The sequence below is a fragment of the Rhodopseudomonas sp. RCAM05734 genome, assembly GCF_052658035.1.
This window is the reverse complement of sequence record NZ_CP199742.1, coordinates 3,307,235-3,325,610: the sequence shown is the minus strand read 5'-3', so window position 1 is coordinate 3,325,610 and position 18,376 is coordinate 3,307,235. Positions and strand designations below refer to the sequence as shown.

20 protein-coding genes and 1 pseudogene are annotated in these 18,376 nt (G+C 65.5%); 2 read left to right on the top strand and 19 right to left on the bottom strand.

Annotation, left to right across the window (positions count from 1 at the left end):
- Window positions 1–3: 3 nt before the first annotated feature.
- From ACUXVA_RS15780 to ACUXVA_RS15720, 13 genes and pseudogenes are all read right to left on the bottom strand, one after another.
- The gene (locus ACUXVA_RS15780; protein WP_445486904.1) at window positions 4–780 is read right to left on the bottom strand and encodes a hypothetical protein; all 777 of its coding nucleotides are present in this window, start codon (window positions 778–780) and stop codon (window positions 4–6) included.
- Entirely contained in the window at window positions 780–3,020 is a 2,241-nt protein-coding gene (locus tag ACUXVA_RS15775) for a hypothetical protein (protein ID WP_445493212.1), read from the bottom strand. The genes ACUXVA_RS15780 and ACUXVA_RS15775 overlap by 1 nt, the downstream gene beginning before the upstream one ends.
- Before the next feature lie 8 nt (window positions 3,021–3,028).
- Window positions 3,029–3,661: a hypothetical protein gene (locus ACUXVA_RS15770; RefSeq protein ID WP_445493210.1), complete on the bottom strand. Its 633-nt coding sequence runs from the start codon at window positions 3,659–3,661 to the stop codon at window positions 3,029–3,031.
- A 3-nt stretch (window positions 3,662–3,664) separates the two neighbouring features.
- The gene (locus tag ACUXVA_RS15765; RefSeq protein WP_445493209.1) at window positions 3,665–4,147 is read right to left on the bottom strand and encodes a hypothetical protein; all 483 of its coding nucleotides are present in this window, start codon (window positions 4,145–4,147) and stop codon (window positions 3,665–3,667) included.
- Between the two features lie 67 nt (window positions 4,148–4,214).
- Complete coding sequence (locus ACUXVA_RS15760; RefSeq protein WP_445493207.1) at window positions 4,215–5,105, bottom strand: phage capsid protein; 891 nt, start codon at window positions 5,103–5,105, stop codon at window positions 4,215–4,217.
- Window positions 5,106–5,376: 271 nt separating this feature from the next.
- Window positions 5,377–5,898: a hypothetical protein gene (locus tag ACUXVA_RS15755; protein WP_445493205.1), complete on the bottom strand. Its 522-nt coding sequence runs from the start codon at window positions 5,896–5,898 to the stop codon at window positions 5,377–5,379.
- Between the two features lie 41 nt (window positions 5,899–5,939).
- A complete protein-coding gene (locus ACUXVA_RS15750) occupies window positions 5,940–6,941 on the bottom strand; it encodes a hypothetical protein (RefSeq protein ID WP_445493203.1) in 1,002 nt (333 codons plus the stop codon).
- Entirely contained in the window at window positions 6,938–7,249 is a 312-nt protein-coding gene (locus tag ACUXVA_RS15745) for a hypothetical protein (protein ID WP_445493201.1), read from the bottom strand. The genes ACUXVA_RS15750 and ACUXVA_RS15745 overlap by 4 nt, the downstream gene beginning before the upstream one ends.
- A complete protein-coding gene (locus tag ACUXVA_RS15740) occupies window positions 7,249–7,824 on the bottom strand; it encodes a portal protein (RefSeq protein WP_445493199.1) in 576 nt (191 codons plus the stop codon). Before ACUXVA_RS15740 ends, ACUXVA_RS15745 begins: the two co-directional genes overlap by 1 nt.
- A gap of 133 nt (window positions 7,825–7,957) precedes the next feature.
- Window positions 7,958–8,830 (bottom strand): annotated as a pseudogene (locus ACUXVA_RS15735) (portal protein); the annotation flags it as partial.
- Between the two features lie 42 nt (window positions 8,831–8,872).
- Window positions 8,873–9,286: a hypothetical protein gene (locus ACUXVA_RS15730; protein ID WP_445493197.1), complete on the bottom strand. Its 414-nt coding sequence runs from the start codon at window positions 9,284–9,286 to the stop codon at window positions 8,873–8,875.
- A 63-nt stretch (window positions 9,287–9,349) separates the two neighbouring features.
- Window positions 9,350–10,984, bottom strand: a complete 1,635-nt coding sequence (locus ACUXVA_RS15725) for a hypothetical protein (RefSeq protein ID WP_445493195.1) — start codon at window positions 10,982–10,984, stop codon at window positions 9,350–9,352.
- A gap of 341 nt (window positions 10,985–11,325) precedes the next feature.
- Window positions 11,326–11,913, bottom strand: a complete 588-nt coding sequence (locus tag ACUXVA_RS15720; protein ID WP_445493193.1) for a hypothetical protein — start codon at window positions 11,911–11,913, stop codon at window positions 11,326–11,328.
- 597 nt (window positions 11,914–12,510) lie between these two features.
- Here ACUXVA_RS15720 and ACUXVA_RS15715 point away from each other — a divergent pair.
- A complete protein-coding gene (locus ACUXVA_RS15715; protein WP_445493191.1) occupies window positions 12,511–12,897 on the top strand; it encodes a hypothetical protein in 387 nt (128 codons plus the stop codon).
- A 270-nt stretch (window positions 12,898–13,167) separates the two neighbouring features.
- Complete coding sequence (locus ACUXVA_RS15710) at window positions 13,168–13,416, top strand: hypothetical protein (protein ID WP_445493189.1); 249 nt, start codon at window positions 13,168–13,170, stop codon at window positions 13,414–13,416.
- Window positions 13,417–13,570: 154 nt separating this feature from the next.
- On the opposite strand, the gene ACUXVA_RS15705 is transcribed toward ACUXVA_RS15710, so the two are convergent.
- The 6 genes from ACUXVA_RS15705 to ACUXVA_RS15680 are packed head-to-tail and all read right to left on the bottom strand — an operon-like array spanning window position 13,571 to window position 18,354.
- Window positions 13,571–13,867: a hypothetical protein gene (locus ACUXVA_RS15705; RefSeq protein WP_445493187.1), complete on the bottom strand. Its 297-nt coding sequence runs from the start codon at window positions 13,865–13,867 to the stop codon at window positions 13,571–13,573.
- Between the two features lie 2 nt (window positions 13,868–13,869).
- Window positions 13,870–15,870 carry a hypothetical protein gene (locus ACUXVA_RS15700; RefSeq protein WP_445493185.1) on the bottom strand — a complete coding sequence of 667 codons (2,001 nt, stop codon included), beginning with the start codon at window positions 15,868–15,870 and terminating at the stop codon, window positions 13,870–13,872.
- 54 nt (window positions 15,871–15,924) lie between these two features.
- Complete coding sequence (locus ACUXVA_RS15695) at window positions 15,925–16,311, bottom strand: RyR domain-containing protein (RefSeq protein WP_445493183.1); 387 nt, start codon at window positions 16,309–16,311, stop codon at window positions 15,925–15,927.
- Window positions 16,311–17,477, bottom strand: coding sequence for a DUF7146 domain-containing protein (locus ACUXVA_RS15690; protein WP_445493181.1), 1,167 nt, complete (start codon window positions 17,475–17,477; stop codon window positions 16,311–16,313). The genes ACUXVA_RS15695 and ACUXVA_RS15690 overlap by 1 nt, the downstream gene beginning before the upstream one ends.
- A complete protein-coding gene (locus tag ACUXVA_RS15685) occupies window positions 17,474–18,145 on the bottom strand; it encodes a hypothetical protein (RefSeq protein ID WP_445493179.1) in 672 nt (223 codons plus the stop codon). The genes ACUXVA_RS15690 and ACUXVA_RS15685 overlap by 4 nt, the downstream gene beginning before the upstream one ends.
- Window positions 18,145–18,354 carry a hypothetical protein gene (locus tag ACUXVA_RS15680; protein ID WP_445493177.1) on the bottom strand — a complete coding sequence of 70 codons (210 nt, stop codon included), beginning with the start codon at window positions 18,352–18,354 and terminating at the stop codon, window positions 18,145–18,147. Before ACUXVA_RS15680 ends, ACUXVA_RS15685 begins: the two co-directional genes overlap by 1 nt.
- Window positions 18,355–18,376 lie beyond the last annotated feature (22 nt).

Below are 18,376 nucleotides of genomic sequence, written 5' to 3'. Positions count from 1 at the left end.
CGGTCACGCCCCAAAAGCCACGTAGCTGTTACCGCCGACGTCCATCGTTCCAGCGGTGCCGCCTGATCCGCCGGCAAACGCGCCGGCGCGGCCCATCGAGGACGCACCCGACAGCAGGGCCGACGCAGCGCCGATCACGCCGGACGTGGCGCTGTCATTCGACTTCGAGAACAGCGACCGCGCCCTCCCGAATTGCGATCCGGCGCGCTCATACTGCGAACCGGCCTTGAGCTGCGATCCGAGCTGCTGACCGATCGACGACACCACCTGGCCCTGCGCGCCGGCCGCCTGGTTGATGATCGACGATTTGCGGGTGATCGCATCGGCGGCCTCGACGGCGGCGCCGGCGTCGGTCAGGTCAAGATCCTGCGCAATGCGGCCGGCGGTGAGCGCCTGCGTCACCAGCGGCGAACCGAATGCCGGATCGAGGTTGCGGCCGGCGAAGGTGGCGCGTTGCGTGGCCAGCGTCTGCCGGCCCTGCTCGATGATGCGGCCCTTTTGCAGCCGCGCCTTGGCATAGGCGAAGTCTTCGCCCAAGCCGGCTATCTCGGCCTGCGTCGTCAGGATCCCGACATTGCTCTTGGCGGTTTCGGCGTTGATGCCGTAAAGCTGCGCCTGCGTCAGCGACGGCTGCGCTTCGGTCAGCGTGATGTTGCCTTCGCTGACGGTGTTCTGCGCCTCCGCCTGGTCGGCAAAGCCCTGCGACGCCGCGCCGGACAATTTGCCGTAGGCCGACAGCGCGGTCGATGCCATCGCCAGGCCGATCGTGAATGGATCCATCAGTCGTCCTCCTCGATCTCGATGACCGGCGAGAGGCCGAGCAGGGTAAAAGGCATGGCGTCGTCGCAGACGAGCTCGAGCTGCGCTTCGTCGCGCACGCTGCCCTCGACATTCATGCGGAACTGGCCGGTCATCAGCGGCGGGGCAGCGTCGTAATCGTAGCCGCCGGTCTCGACGAGATCTTCCCAACTGTCGCGATCGTCGGCGATCTGGGCGGCTGTCGCGTCCGATGGCAGGAGGTTTTCCGGGTCATAGGCGCGGATCTGGCCGCCGCCGGCATGCAGGATGTGCACGTCGGCCTCGGCGATGCGTTTCTGTTTGGCGGATGTGCCCTGCAGGTTGCGCGGCAGGTCGCGCAGATAGCCGCGGATGGGCAGGCCGACCGTGACATCGTTCGACGGTCGATCAAGCTGGATCGTGCCCAGCGTGACGGTCTTGCGGTTCTGCATCGCGCCGTCGGCGAACACCGCGACCTCCTGCCCTTCGAGATGCACCGGCTGCGAGATCTGGGTCAGGTTGGCGCCTGTCGCGCGCAGCCCGCAATCGACGAACCAGGCGCCCATAGCCGTAGCATCGTCAGCATCCTCCGGTTCGAAGTATTCGGCGAGCTGCTCGACATAGCGCTTGGTGACGCCGGCGATCGTCCGGCGCACGATCATGTAAACTTCATCGACACCACTGGCGACGCCGGGGATCGCAGCGATGTTCTCGACGAAGAAATTAGTGCGCGGGTGGCGCGCGAAGGCGATGATCTCCTGCTCCGGCATGAAGGTGGCGGAGGCCAGCGTGCCGTCCTGCATCGCCATCCACAGGATGCGGTGCGGATCGCGCTGCCAGGCCATCTCGGCGACGCCCTCGCCGAAGATGTGGCGCGCCGTCACCGAAATCTCCTGGGTTTCCAGCGGCTGCTTCTGGCGGTCGTACTTGCCGTAGTGCATGCGCTTGCCGGTCTTGCCGACGAACATCGCGCCGCCGTCGACACGGACCGGCACATGTGGCGTCGAGCCTTCGCCGGTCTCCGGGAAAGCGTCGATAGTCTTCGGCGTCAGCGCATCGAACACGTTGGGGCCCCGCAGCACCCACTCGCCGTCGGCGGTGCCGAGCATCAGCGCGCCGGACGGCAGCGCCCACTTGATCTCGACCAGCGACGCGTCTGGCGCGCGCAGCCGCTGCGCGATCGCATTGTCGTCGTCGGCCAGGCCGAGATCGTGATCGTCGGGATCGTCGACGGCCGATAGCCAGATCTTGTCGCCGCGGAAAAAGCCGAGCCGCGATTTGACGAAGGTCACCAGCTCCGGCCAGCCGTCCGCCGAATTCCATGCCGGCGGATACCAGCGGAAGCTGCCGGCCGAGGCGACGCTGTCGGGCAACCGGCTCAGGATCGTTCCGGTCGCGCTGTTGGCGTTGGTGAAGGCGCCGATGCGGATATAGCCGAAGCCGCTATGCAGGAAGCGCCAGGTCTGCATGCCCTGGCCGGCCGACACGTCGCCTTCGGTGTGAACCGGCGCGTTCGAGCCGGCATCGCTGGCGGCGGCAACCGCCTCATAGACGTTGCCGTTCCAGCGACGTTTCTGGCCGGTCGCGATCGCCGTTTCCGATGCACTCCATTGCGGCGTCAGCGACAGGTCGCGATCATCGATGCGGATCACGCCGCCGACCCACTCGGCCTTGAGCGGCGATCCGATACCGGTGAGCGTCACCGCGCCGGGCGCCACCGCACTGGCCTGCAGCGTGATGGCGACATCGAGGTTCTTGGTCCCGACCGGCCCGCTGTCCGGCGCGTAGAGCGCGACGGTCCAGTCTGTGTGATCGTTGCGCGTCAGCTTCTGCGGCGGCTGCAGCGAGGTGACGTACAGCAGGTTGCCCGCCGGCGCCGACCGCAGGCTCGCCATGTCGGCTTCGACCCACGGCACGGTGAATTCGAAGATCGAGGTGTTCGGGTTCTGGACGAAGCCGCCTTCCCGGACTAGGCGCGTGACGCCGCCGTTGACCACCAACATGTAGTAATCGTTCGACGCCACCCGAAACGGCAGCAGCCGGCCGCGCTGGTCGTTGTTCTTCACCTCCAGCACGAAGCGGGTGCCCGGCGCGCGGGTCACGATGCCCTCGACCAGAGTGACGAAGTTCTCCTGCTTCTCGAACGCGATCTGGTATTTCGCCGTGTCGGCGCGCGCGACGAGCTTCTGGCCCATCTCGCCGCCGGCGAAAGTGATGCGATCGATGAGGCCGCGGCCGCCCATGGTGGCCCCTACCGGTACGCGCGCGTGCGGCCGCGGCGGGCGGCGGCCCAGCCGGTCTCGGGCCGCGGCGTCTCGCGGGCCTTTTCCTTGCTGTCGATGCCGCCGGCGATGCGCAGCTTTTCGGCCGCGATGGCGCGCAGGTTCGAGGCATAGGCCGCGGACTTGCCGCATTTGCGCGCGCAGCAGGCCGCCAGCTCATAGCCGAACTGTTCGAGGAACAGCACGTCCCACAGCCGCGGCGCCTCGACGCGGCGGGTGTAGCAGACATTCGGCGCCGCCATCGACGTCACCAGGATGGAGGCCTCGACCGGCACGCCGCCGACCGTGATAGCGGCGCTCTCGATCGCCCGGCTGTCGTCATGGGCGCCCTCGACGAAGCGGACGCGGATGCAGTCTGCCGGCAGGGGATGGCGGATGGTCAGGGTTCCCGTGGAGGCTGTGGCGTCCGCCGCCGGCGTCACCCAGGCCGTGGCAAAATTCCACCACTTCAGCCGCAGCGTCGCATCGCGGGCGATGGCGAAGAACTGCCGGACCGCACGCGTGCGCGTGTTGTTGTCCGTCAGCGTGGCAATCTCGCGCTGGCCCAGATGACCCATCGCGAGATTGGCCGCATACTCCTCGCTGCCGCCGAGAGCGGTCATGAACTACTTCTTGCTGTAGTTGATGTGCCCGCCGACGCTCGCCGTTGCTGTCGCCGCGACGTTGATGGTCAGCACGATGTCGTAGATCTTGCCGGGGTCGTTGGCGAGACCGAGCAGTTCCCAGATCCGCTTGCCGACTGTGCCGACAACGATGGCCGCAAACGGATCCTTGGTGCCGGCGGACGAGATGTCGAGCGCCGCAGCGAACAGATTGGCGTTGACGACCGTGCCATCCTTGTACAGGCCGATATCAGCGGAGTTCACCGAGGTGACGGCGCCGTGCTTCAGCGAGGCCGATCCAGCACGCGGCACATCGCCGGAGCCGATGCGGCCGAGAACATATTTCGAACCGATGCTGTCGCCCGACGTGATGGCGACGGCGGGGACGTGGATGGTGCGATCGCGCGCCTCGGCGAGCACGGCGGGGGGAAGTGCAGAAGCAGACGGATCGTTGGCGCTGGCGGCATATTTGGTGACGACGGCCATGAAGGCCTCCTGTGATTGAATGGCGCAGATGGCGAAGCCGCGGGCATCGCTGCCCGCGGCGCTGGCGTTATTTCTTGTTGAGGATCTTGACGACCTTATAGTCCTCGGAGCGCGTCGCGGCTTCCCAGCCCTCGATGTAGACGTGCTCGCGGAACTGCTTCGACGGGTTCTGCGCCGACTTGATATCCATCGGCATGAACGGCCCCCAGTGCATCGCGCTCTTGCAGTACAAAGCGGCCTGGTAGGTCGACCCGTCATAGGAGCCGAGCCGCTTGGTGATGGTCACCGGGATATCGAAGATCGTCCGTACCCGCTGGCTCATGTCGTCGAGCTGCGCCTTGGAGCGGTAGTCGCGCGAGATGTGGGTCAGATCGTTCCAGAGCTGCTCGTTCTCGACGGCCGTCATCGCCAGCGTCAGGCTTTCCTCCTCCAGCGTCAGGTCGTCGGTCTCCATCAACTGCATGGCGTTGAGGATCTTCTTTACCGACATGCCGGCGGGCGTGCCCGACGCCACCAGGTCGACGGGCACGGTGCGGCCGGCCCATGCCGAGGACGACGGCACTTCGTTGCCGATCAGCCGCGGACCGAAGATCGCCGCGGCCAGGATGGCGTTGTGGGCGCGGATGTAGGCATTGGCGCCGGACTGAACGTATTCCGACTTGAAGTCGGTCAGCGCCTTGATCTGATCTTCCTTCTTGATCAGCTTGCCCCAGTCGATGCGGGTCGGCTTGACCCATACCGGTTCGTGGGTGTTTTCGATGTCCGGCGTGTCGCCGCCTTCCGGGGCGTTGATGCGGGCATCGGTGGTGCCGATGATATCGGTGATCGTCACCTGCTTGCCGGACATGCCGTCGAGATAGCTGAAGCTATCGTCGAACTGGCGCATGTGCTCCTGGATCGCCAGGATCGTCTGGTCGCGGTAGATGATGCGGTGGGCATCGGTAACTGGGCCTGCCATTGCAGCCTCCGATCGAAACAAGGGGAAAGGGTTGCTTCGGTCGGGTTGCGGCAGGCGGGTCGCCTGCGGGTCCGTCCTGCCGAGTATCGCTTCGGGTCAGCGGCGCGGCTTTCGCGCGGGTCAGCCGGGTCCGGCTTGCGCCGGGTTGCGGGCTCCAAAGGGGCCGGCATTTCTGCCGGCCCAGTCTGGGGAGGAAATACCCAAGAGGGGCTCAACCAGTTTTACTCATGAACTGGACGCGACCATAGGCGGCCTTGGCCGCCGTCAAGCGTTAGAGCTTGTCGTCCTGACCGGGCACGTTGGCGTAGCTGTCGGCGCGGGTTTCCGGCGACGCCTTGATGGCCTCGATGAAGCGACCGCCGGCAAAGGTCAGGATCCAGTCGGCGCCGAGCACGCGATAGTCGCCATCGGGCACGCCGTGATCGGTGGCCTCCTTGCGTGCATCGCGATCGAGCGTCCACGCGCCCTGCGACATCGCCGTCTGCGGCACGTTGCGCGACCACCACGCCCAGACCTTCTGCACCGCCGAGATATGTTCGTCGGTCAGATCCTCACCCATGGCGCGGCGACCGGTTTTGGCGCGTCCGCCAGCCTTCACCGGCTGCCGCGGCGATTTGGCGGCGGCGGCGGCCTCTGCCTTGCGGACGGCCTCACGCTCGATCAGTGCCTCGACGTCGTCGCGGGTGGTCGCGCCAGAGATGTCGACATGGGCTTCCTCCGCATATTTACGCAGGCCGGCATCGTCGAGTTTGGCGAGCTGCTCGCGCAGCGTCTTCAGTTGCTTGTCGGTCATGTCTGGTCACTCCAGTTATGCTGCATCGAGGTTCAAATTATTTATTTGCCGCGGGCTTTCAGTTCGAGCGCGGCCTTGCGCTCCAGCAGGTTGGCACGCTGCGCCTTGACGTCGGCGTGGCGCGCATTGCGCGGATCGTTGAAGGCCTTCTTCCACTCCGGATCCTCCCAGAGCCGGTTGAGTTCGGCCGACAGCGCGCCGACCGTCTCGCCGCGCTGCAGATCGGATCCGGCACCGGCGCCGGGCATCTTGTCCTCGCCGATTAGCTCGTGCAGCTTTGCGAACAGTTTGGCGGTGCGCGGCGAACCGATCGCGGCCTCGATTTCCTCCGGCTTGAAATCCTCGCCGCCGAGATAGGCGAAGGCGCGCTTGGCGCCCTCGACCTTGGCGTCGTAGTCGGCGCCCCATTCGGTGCGCAGCTTGCCTTCAAGCTCGCGCTTGGCGGCGTTGCCGCGCGTCGTGGCTTCCTTGGCGATCCGCCGTTCCTCGGCGTGGAGCGCATTGGAAACCGCTTCGGCCTGCCACGGCAGCAGCTTGGCGCCGTGCGCGATCTCGGTGAACTTGTTGAAGAAGCCGTCGTCGAACTGCTCGCCCTGTTCGATCTGCGGTTTGTTGACGACGTATTTTTCACGATCCGGGGTCCAGCCGAGTTCCTGAAAGCCGGTCCAGTCCTTGACGTTCTTCAGGTCGGGCTTCGGGATGACGTTGCGGTCGCGCGCCAGCTTCGAGCCTTCCCGACCCGCCTTGAGAGTTTCGTTGAGATCCGGAAACCTGCGTTCCTCGATCCACGCCGTAGTATCGGCGTCGAAGTTATGCGAGGCGTACCAGGGCGCCTGCTGCTGACCCGCGCCGGCTCCGGCACCTGCACCTGCACCTGCGCCTGCACCTGCGCCTGCACCCGCGCCGGCACTAGCTGCTGCACCCGCTGTACCGGATCCAGCGGCGGCCGCGCCGGCGCCGCCGGCTGCACCAGCGCCTGCGCCGCCATCCTCCGGCGCGCGCAAAAACGCCGCGCCCATCATGTACTTCTGCAACAAATTCATCGCGTCTCTCCTGCTTTGGATGGCCGTTTCTCGATCTGCGCCCACAGCAGGTCGATGTCGGTTTTGGCCATCTTGAAAATCTCGACCGCGAGCTGCCGGCGGCCTTCCTCGATCCACGCCTGCCGGTCGGTCTCTGCCCTGATCGGGCCGAATACGTTGGCGCGCAGCGCGATGTCGGCGAGCAGCTTTTGCTTGCTGCCGAGGTCACGGTATTGCTCGAGCACAACGCGGCGGCGCCCGCCGTCCGGCCACGTCGCGGCAAACCAGTTGACGGCGTGGTCATAAAGTTTCGAGGCGACGCCGCGCATCACGAGGCCTTCCTGCTGCGCGCCAGCGTCTGCGCCTGGGCGGCATGGGCGTTGTTGGCGTTAACTTCGGATCGCGCCGCAGCGTTGGAGAGTTCGACCTGCTGCTGCTGCGCGGCCTGGCGGCTCTTGCGGATCTGCTCGACCTCGCGCGGATCGCGTTTGACGTTGGGTTCGCCGGTCATGGCGTCGTGCAGCACGTTGACAACGCCGTCGGCGTCGACATGGTCCATCCAGCTGGGATCCTGCGAGTTGGCGGCAAAGCCTTCGATCGTCCGCACCCAGCCGAGCACACCCTGGGCGCGTTCCGATTTCTGCGCCTTGGTGAAGGGCGACACAAATTTGGGCGAGATCGGCTGGCCCTGCAGCTCCGGCGGCGGTGGCGCGATCATGCCCGGCATGCGGCCGATGATATTGGCGCGGCGCGCGACGAAACCGCCGATGCCGCGATAGACGCGGACAAGATTGGGCGCCAGCTGCTTCAGCTCGTCGGATTTGTAGCCCATCACCTCTTCCGCGGTCATCTGCGGACGCGCCGCGAGGATGTCGGTCAGGCCGAAACGAAACGCCTTCTTCACCGACAGCCGCAGGCTGCTGGATATAGGCCAGCGCCAGCTGCGGGTTTTCGCCGCGCTTGATCGGTGCCACCGGCGGCTTGCCGCCCTGCAGCGCCTCGCCATAGATCGTGCTGCCGGGGATCATGTCCGCGGCGGTCATGATATCCTCGTTGGCCGACCACATCATCGGCTCGGCCTCGAACTGGATGCCGATGATGGTGGAGCGCGCGGCCTCGTCGAGGCCGCGCATGTCGGCCAGCGCGTTATGGCCGGGACCGGTTGCCCAGGAACGGCCGGAGCGCATGTTCCACTGCAGCTCGTGGCACGGCAGCTCGTTGTAGCCCGGCCGCTGCTGATGAAAGTCGCGCTTGTCCGGCGACACCACATAGCTTTTCCACAGCTTGCCACGCGGACCGAGCATGCCCGGCTGATAGTCCTCGTTGCGCGAGACGCAGTGGATGAACACTGCTTCCTCGTTGTCGCGCATCTGCAGGGAGTTGCTGCCGCGAAACTCGATCTTCGCCTGACGGCCGTTGAGCTTGAACTTGCGGTGCAGCGCGATGGTCTCACCGTTGGCGTCGACCAGCTTATAAATTTCGCCGATCGGCCGCGCATTCGACATGATGCGGCCGGCGCCGACCATCTCCTCCTGCCACAGGAAGCCGTTGCCGAACGCCGCCATATCGGCGAACCAGGCCGGCGCTGACAGATAGAAATTATCGTAACCGGGATTGAGCGATGCGAAGATCTGGCTCGTGTAGTCCCACAGCCATTTCTTGACCGGCTTGAATTCGGCGAGGTCGCTGTCCTCGATGCCCAGCGAGCACCAGCGCTCCGCCGGATTGATCGACTTGACGAACATACCGCCGGCGAAATCGTCCAGCGCATAGAGCGGCGTACTGTCGAACGGATCGTCGGCGCCGTCGCGCTCGCGGCGATCGGTAGCGTTGAAGCTCTGGTTGTCCGGCCGCAGGAAGCGCGCGAGATCGCGCCATGCGCCCTCCTCGCGCTGGCGCTCGCTTTCCATCTGCGACTGGATTGGCTCGACGTCGTTCCAGGCGGTCATGTGCTATTGGCCTGACAGGACGCGGAAGCCGGTCGGCGCGGCGCCGAGTTTCTTCTGCAGGCCGATACCGAACGGCGATGTCGATGTCAGCTTGCGCTGCCGGGTCTCCCCGGCGACGCGCGCGCTCTCGCTATCGACTGTCGGGATCAGCGCCGCCTCGCTGACCGCCAGCGCCTTTTTCTGCTGGGCCAGCGCGGCGTCGGACGATGCCTGCGCGATCGCGGTTTGAGACTTGAGTGCCGCGGTTTGCTCGGTCAGCGCGGTCTGGGTCGCCGCAGCACTGGCTGACGCCGCTGCCGCGCTGTCCCTGGCGTCCTGCTGCTGTTGCGCCGTCGCCGCTGCCGCCGCATCGTTGGAGGAACTATCCGGCAGGTCGATGCCGAGCACGTCGTCGATCAGCCAGCTGAAAAAACCCATAATCCGGCTCCGGAGAAGATCAGGAGCCGGAAGCTAGACCCGCCAGGCGGACGTCAAGCGTGGTCAGCGCGCGCGACGCACCGGGTTGTATCGCTTCGCGCCGCGGTTCTCCTCGCGCTTCTTCGCCAGTTCCTGGCGCCGGTCGGTCCTGCGCTTGCGGGCGGCATCGGTGCCGCATTCCATCGCCATGTACTGTTCGGCGTCGGCGACGTGGGTGTCGAAGGACGGCTTGACCGACGACAGGTCGTTGGAGCCCTGCAGCTTGCGGAACTGGTAGGTCTGGCGCTTGCCGCGCAGCAGGCCCTTGCAGGACGGGTCGAGCAGGTACTGCCGGCCGGGCGGGCCGATCTTGTCGCGCACCGCGTCCCAGCGCCGGCTGGCGACGTTGCTGGCTGCCAGCTCGACGTTGCGGCCGAGTTTCTTTGCCAGGCGCTGGCGATCGGAGCCCTTCGAGACCTGCTGCTCGGTTTCCCAGTCGCCGTTGTCCTGCAGATCCTTGTCCTCGCCCGCCACCATCGCGGGATCGCAGACAGTGTGGAAGTCGCAGCCGCGAAAGTCGCGCGCCTCGAGCACCAGCATCGCCTTGGCCAGTTCGTCCATGCCGCCGCGCTCGAGCGCGATCTCGCGCAGCACGCGCAGCCGGCCGTCCGGCATCTCCTGCCCGTACACCGCCGCCGGCGTCAGCCCGCCGTCGCAGCCGACGATGACCGGCAGCGCCGGCTCCGGCTGCAGCGTGACCTTGGAGACGTGCAGGTCCTCGTCGAACTTGTCGTAGACCAGATCCGTCGCGCGCGTGATGCCGGGCTTGGCGCCCACCATGCGGCGGACGTACCAGGGGTTCTTGTGGTTGACCGCGATGATCTGCTCGTAATAGGCGCGGTCGCCGCCGTGCGCCTGCAGGTTTTCCGCGCCTTCATCCATGCCGCCCGGCTGCTGGTAGCGGATGAAGCCCGGCGGCGGATCTTCCCAGAAGGTCGGATAGGTCCAGTTCTCGACATCGGGCGCATTGAGGTCGCCGAAGATGCGCCCGGTGCGGCGGGTCACCTCGCGCGGCGGCTCGCGCCCGACCGCACGGCCGAGCCCGATCAGCAATTCCTCCGGCAGAGTGTCGATCTCGCCGAGCTGCACATCGGTGAATTCGAGGCCGCGCAGGTCCTCAGGGTCTGCGTCCTCGCCATGGGCGAGAAACTGCGTCGTCATGTGGATGCGCCCGAAGGCGTCGTCGAAGTACAGGTCGTGACGAGCCGCGCGCGGGCTGGCGCCTTGCCAGTGCGAACCGGCAAAGTCCTTGGGGAAAAGTTTCCAGTGCGAGGGGATTGCGGCTTTCCACAACGCGTCGTACTTTTGGCGGAAGTTGCCGAGCACGTATCGGCGCACCCCGTCCGACCCGGGATAGATCCTTTGAGCCTCGACCAATCCCTTTTTCTCGCTGGCGATCGTCTTGCCGCTGCCCACCGGGCCGCAGATGACGCTGACGGGATGCGTGCCGAGGATGTAGGCGTCGGACACCGGGCCGGCGCTGCGCAGCAGATTGATCTTCCCGGTTTTCTCCCCCTTGTGAATTTGCTCGACGATCTCCGGGTTCTGTTTTCGGAAATCGTCGTCGGCTTCCAGGTAGCTCATCTGGTTCCGATACGGGTCGGCGTTGCCCAGCGCATCGGCCAGCGACGTATCGGCTAGCGGGATCTTCGATGTCATCGGGCGGCTTCCCCCCGCCCCGTGGACGCCTCACAACTGTCGCGATTTTTTTTGATGGCCGGTCTAGCCAACAGGCGGCTTGGGTCGATGGCCGGAAAAAATCTCAGGAGAGCAGCCGGGGTGAGAGGGCGCTGGCGATTTTGGGGGTCGGGGTCCGGGCGAGGCCGGGGGGTGGGCCTGCGTTGTTGCGCGAAGGCCGGATGCCGGCGGCAGCGTGCGCCGGCATCCGGACCGTGCGGCAGCGGATCCGACCCCGCGCCGCGACCACCGCCCTGCCCTTTGAGACACAGGCCGGTGATTTGGGATCAGCGGCCCTGAGAGGACAAGCCGCTGATGTTGTTTCACTTCTTCGGATCGTGCGACATGACGCCGTGCGACACGCTTGGCGAGACGTCGATAAGTCGTTGATTTTGCTCATGTGGTGCATCGGCGGTCGGCGCGTCCTGCTGGTACAGCCAGGGCGGCAGCTGCGCGCCATCCGCCCCGATCCGAGCAGCACCTTGCCCGTGAAACTCGACCGTCAAGCCAGGCACCGGCTTGCCATCGGTATCGACAGGCGCCTGTTTCGCGAAGAAATACGGCCGGAGATCCGTGCGGATCTTCTCCAGCCGGTCGAACGCCTCGCCCTTGGTGCAGCCCAGCTCGATCGACAGCGTCTCTGGCGTATGCATCAGCTGCCGCGCGCTCTCGATCATCGGGCAGCCGATGACCTTGCGGATGAAATCCAGTGTTTCCCGCGTGGTCTTGTTCTGCGCGCCTGGCGGCCGGCCGGCGCGATCGCGCTTCACTGCCTGCTCGACACGCTCCATCTCGGCCGGCGTCATGTTCGACCTGGTCGGCGGCATCAGGTCGAGCTGCTCGGCCTCGGCCGGTTTCGCCGCCGCCGCCGCCGCCGCAATCTCTCCCCGAACATCATGACTTCTGGTCATTCGCGCCGAACCTCCTGAATTTACGATCATATTTTATTGGCGACGCGACGGTCGTCATGCGAGCAGCGCAGAGCGTGGCGAAGTGTCTGTTGAGTGTCTGTTGAAGTGTCTGTTACTAAACCTTTGCTCCATCTTCCTTTTTTCTATTACTAGACAACTAGACAAACAGACACCTACCACCCCTTACGCGCGCGCGCGCGAGCGCGCATATGCTAGGGCTATGGCTGTCTAGGTGTCTGTTTGTCTGTCACAGGAGATTGCTTTGATAGTTCAGATGCTTGGTAACAGACACCTGAACAGACACTACCTCGGCTAGGTGTCTGCCACCCGCGCCCGTCGCCCTCGCTTCGAGCGCCGGAGGACGCTGGCACGCCTCGCAAGCCGTCAAGCGTGCTGTGATCATTGCTCGCTTCTTCAAAGAGAGCCTGCGCGATGCGCGGGGCGCGGAAAGTGCGGCATTCGCGAGCTATGCAATCGCGCATTTCGCGCAGTCATTCTTTGACGTCACGGGGCGAGGGCGCGGGAAGGCTTGCGAGGCGACCGATCCTTGGCTGATATGGGCGAGGGCGCGGGAAGCGCAGCAAGGAAGGGCAGACAATGCGAGGCGTGGTGGCCGGCCTGGCGCTGGCGTTGATGGCATCGGGCGCGGGCGCGCAGCAGGGTTTGTCGCCGGTCGCTCAGGCTGCCGCAAAAGTCTACATGGACTGCATGCATGCCACGGCTGAGAAGGTGGACGACGGGCGATCGGACGCTGGCAGCATCGCGATAGGTGTCGTCGCTTTCTGCCGCGTGCATCAGCGGCCGCTGGCGATCGCCATGAGCGCCGGAAGTCCTGAGATGCAACAGGTGATGCAGCAGGAGATCGAGCAGCGCGCGTTGCAGACCGCGACCGGCTTCGTGCTGGCCGTCCGCACCTTCCGCCGCAACTCGGCGCGTCCAGCGATGCCACGACCAAAGCCGAAGCCGAAGGGCGAGACGATCTAGAGCCGTGAATGCTCAGCCGCCCACGGTCGACGCTAAGTATCGCTAATATTGGCTGAAAAAAGCGGGAGCTGCGGTCGCGGCAAAATTGCTATGGAACCCAGAATCATGCTTAATCGAAAGTTGAGTCGGCAGCCGCCCCCGCCAGGGCGGCCACCGATCCCGCAAACCAGCAACAGGGGCTGATCGCGGGCCACTTGGCAGTGAGCTTCGAAGTTTAGACTCCGAATCTGCCAGGACGTCAAGGTCAGCCCCGCATTTGAAGGAGCCAAAATGGCTACCGGTCAGATCGCTCTCATCAGAGAGCAAGGAGTGAACTTTGGCGTTGTGTGCGTTCCTGATCACGTCGTCGACCATCCGAACCAGCGCGAAGATCAGCTTCGCATCTGGACCGCCCAGCTCGGTGTTCCTGTCGCGCTCTTGGGCGCGCAGCGGCATCGAACTTACGGACGCAAGGACATCGTCGGGTGGCTTGGCAGCGTCGATGTGAACCGCCTGCCCTGGCGCAACATGACGTTCTAGTTGCGACGATGGCGGGCGCTGCTGCGCCCGCCATCGCTTCCTCAAGGCGTTTTCTGAGCGTGGCTGGCATAGGGCTCTGGCCACTCGCGCCAGTCGGCCGGCGCCATCTGCTCGGACACCCTGCCCCAGCCGAGTTGGTGTTGATCGTCCTGCATCACCTCTCCCGCGCCTGGCGCCGCCGTTCCAGTCGCTCGATCGCGGCGCGCATCGGCGCGAACCGCGCCATGATCTCGGCAGAGAACGGCGTCAGCCGCGTCCGGCCTTCGGTGATGTTGGTGTTGCGGCGGATCTCCGGCTGGGTGAAGGTCCAGAATTCGCCGGTCGCGTCGATCGAGCAGTGATAGCGCGCAGGATGGTCGATGCCGTGGTCATAGATGACGTGGCATTCAGCATCGCCGATCGGCGTGGCAACCTTCCATGGCGGATCCAGCAGCGTCGCAATGAGGCTCATCCTTATTTCTCCGGGGCGAGGTGGTAGCGGTCGAGAACGATCAACGTGCAGCGCTCCTGGGCGCCGGAGATCCACACGCGGTTGATTTCGCTGTTGCCGATCATCACGCCCGGCACCGGGCATTGCCGCAGCGCGTCGTTCCAGCCGCCGGCGTGCCAGTCGCTGCCTTCGAGGTGGCGGGAGACCTTGACCGACTTGTTGGGCACCGCGAGCACCCAGCCGGCCTCAGGCAGGCCGTATTTCTGCAGCGCGGCTTCCATCTTGATGTTGATGCCGTTCTTGGCGGCCTTGCGGATCACCGGCGCCACCACCTCGCGCACGTTGAGCAGGCCGAAGCCGGCGATGTCGATCTCCTGCCTGGCCTTGTCGCGGTCCATGCGGGCTTCTTCAGGGATTGTCGCGCCGTCGTCGTCGGTGGTGCGCAAGGCGCGGATGACCTGGCCGATGGTGTTGTAGCCGGAGTTGCGCCAGTCCCGCACCGTGGTGGTCAGGATGCGGTTGAGGCACTGCCGGTAGTTCGGCGTGGCGTCCTCGGTCTCCGGCAGGTTCTCGACCGACAGGTGCTCGGTCCACCAACGTTCCTCCTCCGGCCCCACCTTCACGTCCAGCTCGCTGGCGAGCTCGTCGCCCAGCAGCATGGCGGCGCAGGCCAGCAGCGTGCCGTAGGTGTCCTGGCCGCGCTTGTCGTGGCCGCCCTGCTTCAACGCTTCGGCAAAGCGCTCATATTGGTCGCGAAAGCCCTGCCCGTTGTCGCCCCAGGCGCGCATCATCTGGGCCAGCACCTTCGGCCCTGCCGTCTCGGCATTGATCGGTTCCGGCCGCTCGCTGTCCTTATCGAACGGCAGCATCCGCAGCACCGCGACGCGCGACAGGTCCGCCGCGGTGTGCAGCGGGTTGTTGATCGCCGAGAACAGGAACGCCGAGCGCATCTGGTAGGCGTTGGCGGTGCCGTCCGACGATCCGCGCCGGCCGATCGCGCCCGACGCCGAGGAGCGCATCAGGTCGGCGATGTTGCTGGCCTTGCGGGCATCCATGCCTGGCTCCATTTCGTCGAGCGCCACGGCGCGGCTGTCGTGGCCCATGGCCTGGTAGATGCCGGCCGCGGTGCTGTCGCTGGAATGAAACAGCGCATCACCGAACAGCACCTTGAGCGTGTTCTGCAGCGTCGATTTGCCGGTGCCCTTGTCGCCGAGCAGCAGCGCCGAGGGGCGCCAGTCCAACGCGCCGCCGAGATAGGCGCCGCCGATCCAGCCGAGCAGCAGCACCGGGTCGACGTCGGGCCGCAGCCACTTGCTCTTGCGGAAGCCGGCCAGCAGCGCGCGCGCCGGGTTGTCCTCGGCTGTCAGTTCTTCCGTCCAGGGCGCGGGCAGCGGCGACAGGTGCGGATAAAGGTTGCCTTCGTGCACGCCGGTCGCCATCTCGACGAAGCGGCCGCGCTCGCATTTCCACAGGCAGTCGCCGGCGTGATAGACGAGATTGCCGGACTTGAAGGTCCAGCTGCCGCGCCCGCGCATCCTGTTTTCCGGCGAGAAGAAGCCTTTGCGCGAACAGGCGAGAAACAGCATTTCCTTGATGTCATCAGCCTCGAAGGAGACGATTTCGCTCTCCTTGACGATGGTCTTGCCGTCCTTGGCGAACACCGGCTTGGAATAGCGCGGATGGATGAACTTCGGGTAGTTCGGCGTCGCTGAAAACAGGTCCTGGATGCCGACCTGGTTGAGCTTTTCCGCCTTCAGCGCGCGGAACTGCCCGCGGCTGTCGATGAAATAATACAGGTCGCCCTCATAGCCGATCGGCTCCACCGGGCTTTCGCAGCCGGGATCCTTGGGCATGCCGTAGAGATCCGGCTGCCAGTGTCCGGCATGCACGTCGTTGCCGCGCGGAATGAACGGCAGCGGATCGCGGCTCTGCTGCTCGCGCAGCTTCCTGATCTCGCGCTCGGCCGCGCCGAAGGCGACGACGTTGGCGCGCTGGCCAGCAGTTGTTTTGGTGGTATCGGCCAAGGTGCATTCCAGCGGCTGGGAGAAAATGGCCGGGCGCAATGCCCGGCCGGTTGATCAGACCATCGCTGCGACGATAGCCTTGAACACGTGATCCTTGGCCTGCTGCTCGCGCGGCAGTTGCTCGTAAGGGACGAAGCACGGATGCGTTTTTGCCTCCGGGTCCTTCACGTCGCCATATCGCCAGCCCGTGCGGCGCTTTTCCTCGAGCCAGCTGTCGTGCGACGCGCTGGCCGGCGCGGTTGGATTGGCAACATTGAACTCGACGCCAGTGATGGCGCTCTGGCGCTGCCAGTCGGGGGCGGCATCCCAATGAGGCTGCGAGTAGTCACCGAACGCCTCGCACAGCGCTTTGTTGGCCTGGTGGCAGACCTTGGCGATCGTTACGGCCTTCCCGTGCGCAATCTTCGACGGGTATTTTGCTGCGATTTCTTCTGGCGTCATCAGTCTTCTCCTCGAAGGGTGTCGTTCAGATCCTTGCCGCCATAGGCGGCCACCGTCGCGACCATCCGCCCGGTCGCCCGCATTGCCGACATGCCGCGCTCGAATTGCGCGACCGCGGCCGATTTCATCCAATCGTTCTGCTGGTGGACGATCACCGCGTCGGTGAACTCCGGCAGCCGGCCGGCCACGTGGCCCATGTTCGACAGCGAGATCATTCCCCAGGTGCGATATTGCGGCCGCGCCAGAACGGCAGACAGGCCATCCTCGACGCCTTCGGTCAGCACCAGCGTCTCGACGACGCCGTCGGTCTTGAAACTCTCCAACGCCTGCGCCACACCGCCCTGCCCCGTGCCGCGCCACAGCGGCAGCACGGCGCCGGCGGAGGATGGAAACACTTTTCGTGCGGGCTGCTCGGTGCCGTCGGGCGCGGGCGAGAACACAGCCTTGCCGCGGCCGTCGGCGCGCAGCCAGGTCTGGTGCAGCGCCACGATCTTCATGTCCTTGTCGACGCAGCAGGCGATCATGCACGGCGGCTTGGTTCGGGCGGTGATGTTGCCCCCCTTGTCGCGATGCACGTAAGGGTGCTCCGGCAGGAAGCGCAGGCTGTGCGGCGCGATATTGCCGCCGCGCGGGCCGATAAAGGGCGCGGCGCGCAGATCCACGCCGCGCGCCTCGCGCAGATAGGTCTCGCCGGCGCTGTCGAGGATCGGCCGGGCTTCCATGAACGTCTTGAACGCCCAGGCCTGCGCCCGTTTCAGCTCGGCGCCGGCGTCCTTCTGCGCCTGCTCGACCTTCTCTTTCGCCAGCGCACGATCGCGGTCGAGATCCGCATTGTTGATGCGGCCGAGACCGAAACGGTCGACAGCGTAGCGCGCGGCCTCGACGCCGCCCCGCTTGTCGAGATGGTACCAGCCGTTGACATAGGCGATCAGCTCCAGCGAGCGGCCCTTTTCGTCGGTCGTGTAGTTCTTCCAGGCCAGCCCGTCGGCGCGCAGCCACAGCGCGAAATTGTTTTTCCCCTGCCCGCGCGGGTCGTCGATCACGATTGTGCCGCCGCGCCTGGCGGGCAGCGTGATGCCGCACACGGCCAGCACTTCGTCCGGCCGATCGTCGAGGTGGCGCTTGACGTCCTCGAAGCCTTGCCTGGTGCGCAGATCGATGCTCACGCCTTCACCTGCAGCAGCACGGCGGTCAGCGCCTGGTCGACCTCGTTGCCGTCCTCGCGGCGCTGCTCGACCTCGTCGCGGGCGTATTTGATGTTGGCGCGCGTAAGCCCCAGCGCGCGGCCGAGTTCGGCATTGCCGACCTGCAGCTCGACAGCGGTGATGTAGATCGCCATCTGCCGGATCCGCGCGGCCGCAAGCCATTGCGCGTTGAACGGCCGCTGCACCGTGAAGTCAGTGGCCAACAAGGTAGGAATGTCGAAACTGAGGTGGATCGCTAGAAACTGCATCACCAGCCGATGGAACGAGGCCACAACCTGCACCGGCTTTGTCGATCGCGGCTCTGCGAGTGCCGCTTCAAAACGGCTCAACAATTCATTGCTGGCCGCCTGCTCGCCCCGAAGGATGCGAAACCAGTTGCGCGATCCCGCGCACGCCCGGCGGCAGAGTTCCTCGTGCGACATGCCCGCGGCAATGCGCGCCCGGTTGATTTTCACAACGCGACCGCTGACGCTTGACGAAGCACTGTCCTCGACGGCCCTTGCGTCACGCTTGACGAAGCACTGTCCTGCCCGGCTGATAGCAATGCTTGACGAAGCACTGTCCTTGACCCCAGCAAGGTAGTCTGCATGCAGCGCTGTGTCGGCAATGATGTCGAGCTGGTCAGCCATCAGAAGCTGTCGTCCTTTTGTGTAGTTGAAGCGGCGGCCGCTTCATCGTCGGCGTTCATGTCGGCGAGCACGTCGGACAGCAGCTGATCGAAGTTGTCCGGCGTGACGCCGAGCTGCGGCGGCGCGTCGGGCGCGGGCCGGTGATCGACGGATAGCGGTTCGTCATCACCATCGTCGTCGGATTGGCACAGATAGCCGCCGCACTTCATGCAGGTCTCGGTGTCGAGCCCT

Bases quoted from the DNA above. Each gene is read 5' to 3' on its own strand.
- ACUXVA_RS15780 (WP_445486904.1), bottom strand. From the start codon at position 780: ATGGATCCATTCACGATCGGCCTGGCGATGGCATCGACCGCGCTGTCG.
- ACUXVA_RS15775 (WP_445493212.1), bottom strand. From the start codon at position 3,020: ATGGGCGGCCGCGGCCTCATCGATCGCATCACTTTCGCCGGCGGCGAG.
- ACUXVA_RS15770 (WP_445493210.1), bottom strand. From the start codon at position 3,661: ATGACCGCTCTCGGCGGCAGCGAGGAGTATGCGGCCAATCTCGCGATG.
- ACUXVA_RS15765 (WP_445493209.1), bottom strand. From the start codon at position 4,147: ATGGCCGTCGTCACCAAATATGCCGCCAGCGCCAACGATCCGTCTGCT.
- ACUXVA_RS15760 (WP_445493207.1), bottom strand. From the start codon at position 5,105: ATGGCAGGCCCAGTTACCGATGCCCACCGCATCATCTACCGCGACCAG.
- ACUXVA_RS15755 (WP_445493205.1), bottom strand. From the start codon at position 5,898: ATGACCGACAAGCAACTGAAGACGCTGCGCGAGCAGCTCGCCAAACTC.
- ACUXVA_RS15750 (WP_445493203.1), bottom strand. From the start codon at position 6,941: ATGAATTTGTTGCAGAAGTACATGATGGGCGCGGCGTTTTTGCGCGCG.
- ACUXVA_RS15745 (WP_445493201.1), bottom strand. From the start codon at position 7,249: ATGCGCGGCGTCGCCTCGAAACTTTATGACCACGCCGTCAACTGGTTT.
- ACUXVA_RS15730 (WP_445493197.1), bottom strand. From the start codon at position 9,286: ATGGGTTTTTTCAGCTGGCTGATCGACGACGTGCTCGGCATCGACCTG.
- ACUXVA_RS15725 (WP_445493195.1), bottom strand. From the start codon at position 10,984: ATGACATCGAAGATCCCGCTAGCCGATACGTCGCTGGCCGATGCGCTG.
- ACUXVA_RS15720 (WP_445493193.1), bottom strand. From the start codon at position 11,913: ATGACCAGAAGTCATGATGTTCGGGGAGAGATTGCGGCGGCGGCGGCG.
- ACUXVA_RS15715 (WP_445493191.1), top strand. From the start codon at position 12,511: ATGCGAGGCGTGGTGGCCGGCCTGGCGCTGGCGTTGATGGCATCGGGC.
- ACUXVA_RS15710 (WP_445493189.1), top strand. From the start codon at position 13,168: ATGGCTACCGGTCAGATCGCTCTCATCAGAGAGCAAGGAGTGAACTTT.
- ACUXVA_RS15705 (WP_445493187.1), bottom strand. From the start codon at position 13,867: ATGAGCCTCATTGCGACGCTGCTGGATCCGCCATGGAAGGTTGCCACG.
- ACUXVA_RS15695 (WP_445493183.1), bottom strand. From the start codon at position 16,311: ATGACGCCAGAAGAAATCGCAGCAAAATACCCGTCGAAGATTGCGCAC.
- ACUXVA_RS15685 (WP_445493179.1), bottom strand. From the start codon at position 18,145: ATGGCTGACCAGCTCGACATCATTGCCGACACAGCGCTGCATGCAGAC.
- ACUXVA_RS15680 (WP_445493177.1), bottom strand. From the start codon at position 18,354: ATGAAGTGCGGCGGCTATCTGTGCCAATCCGACGACGATGGTGATGAC.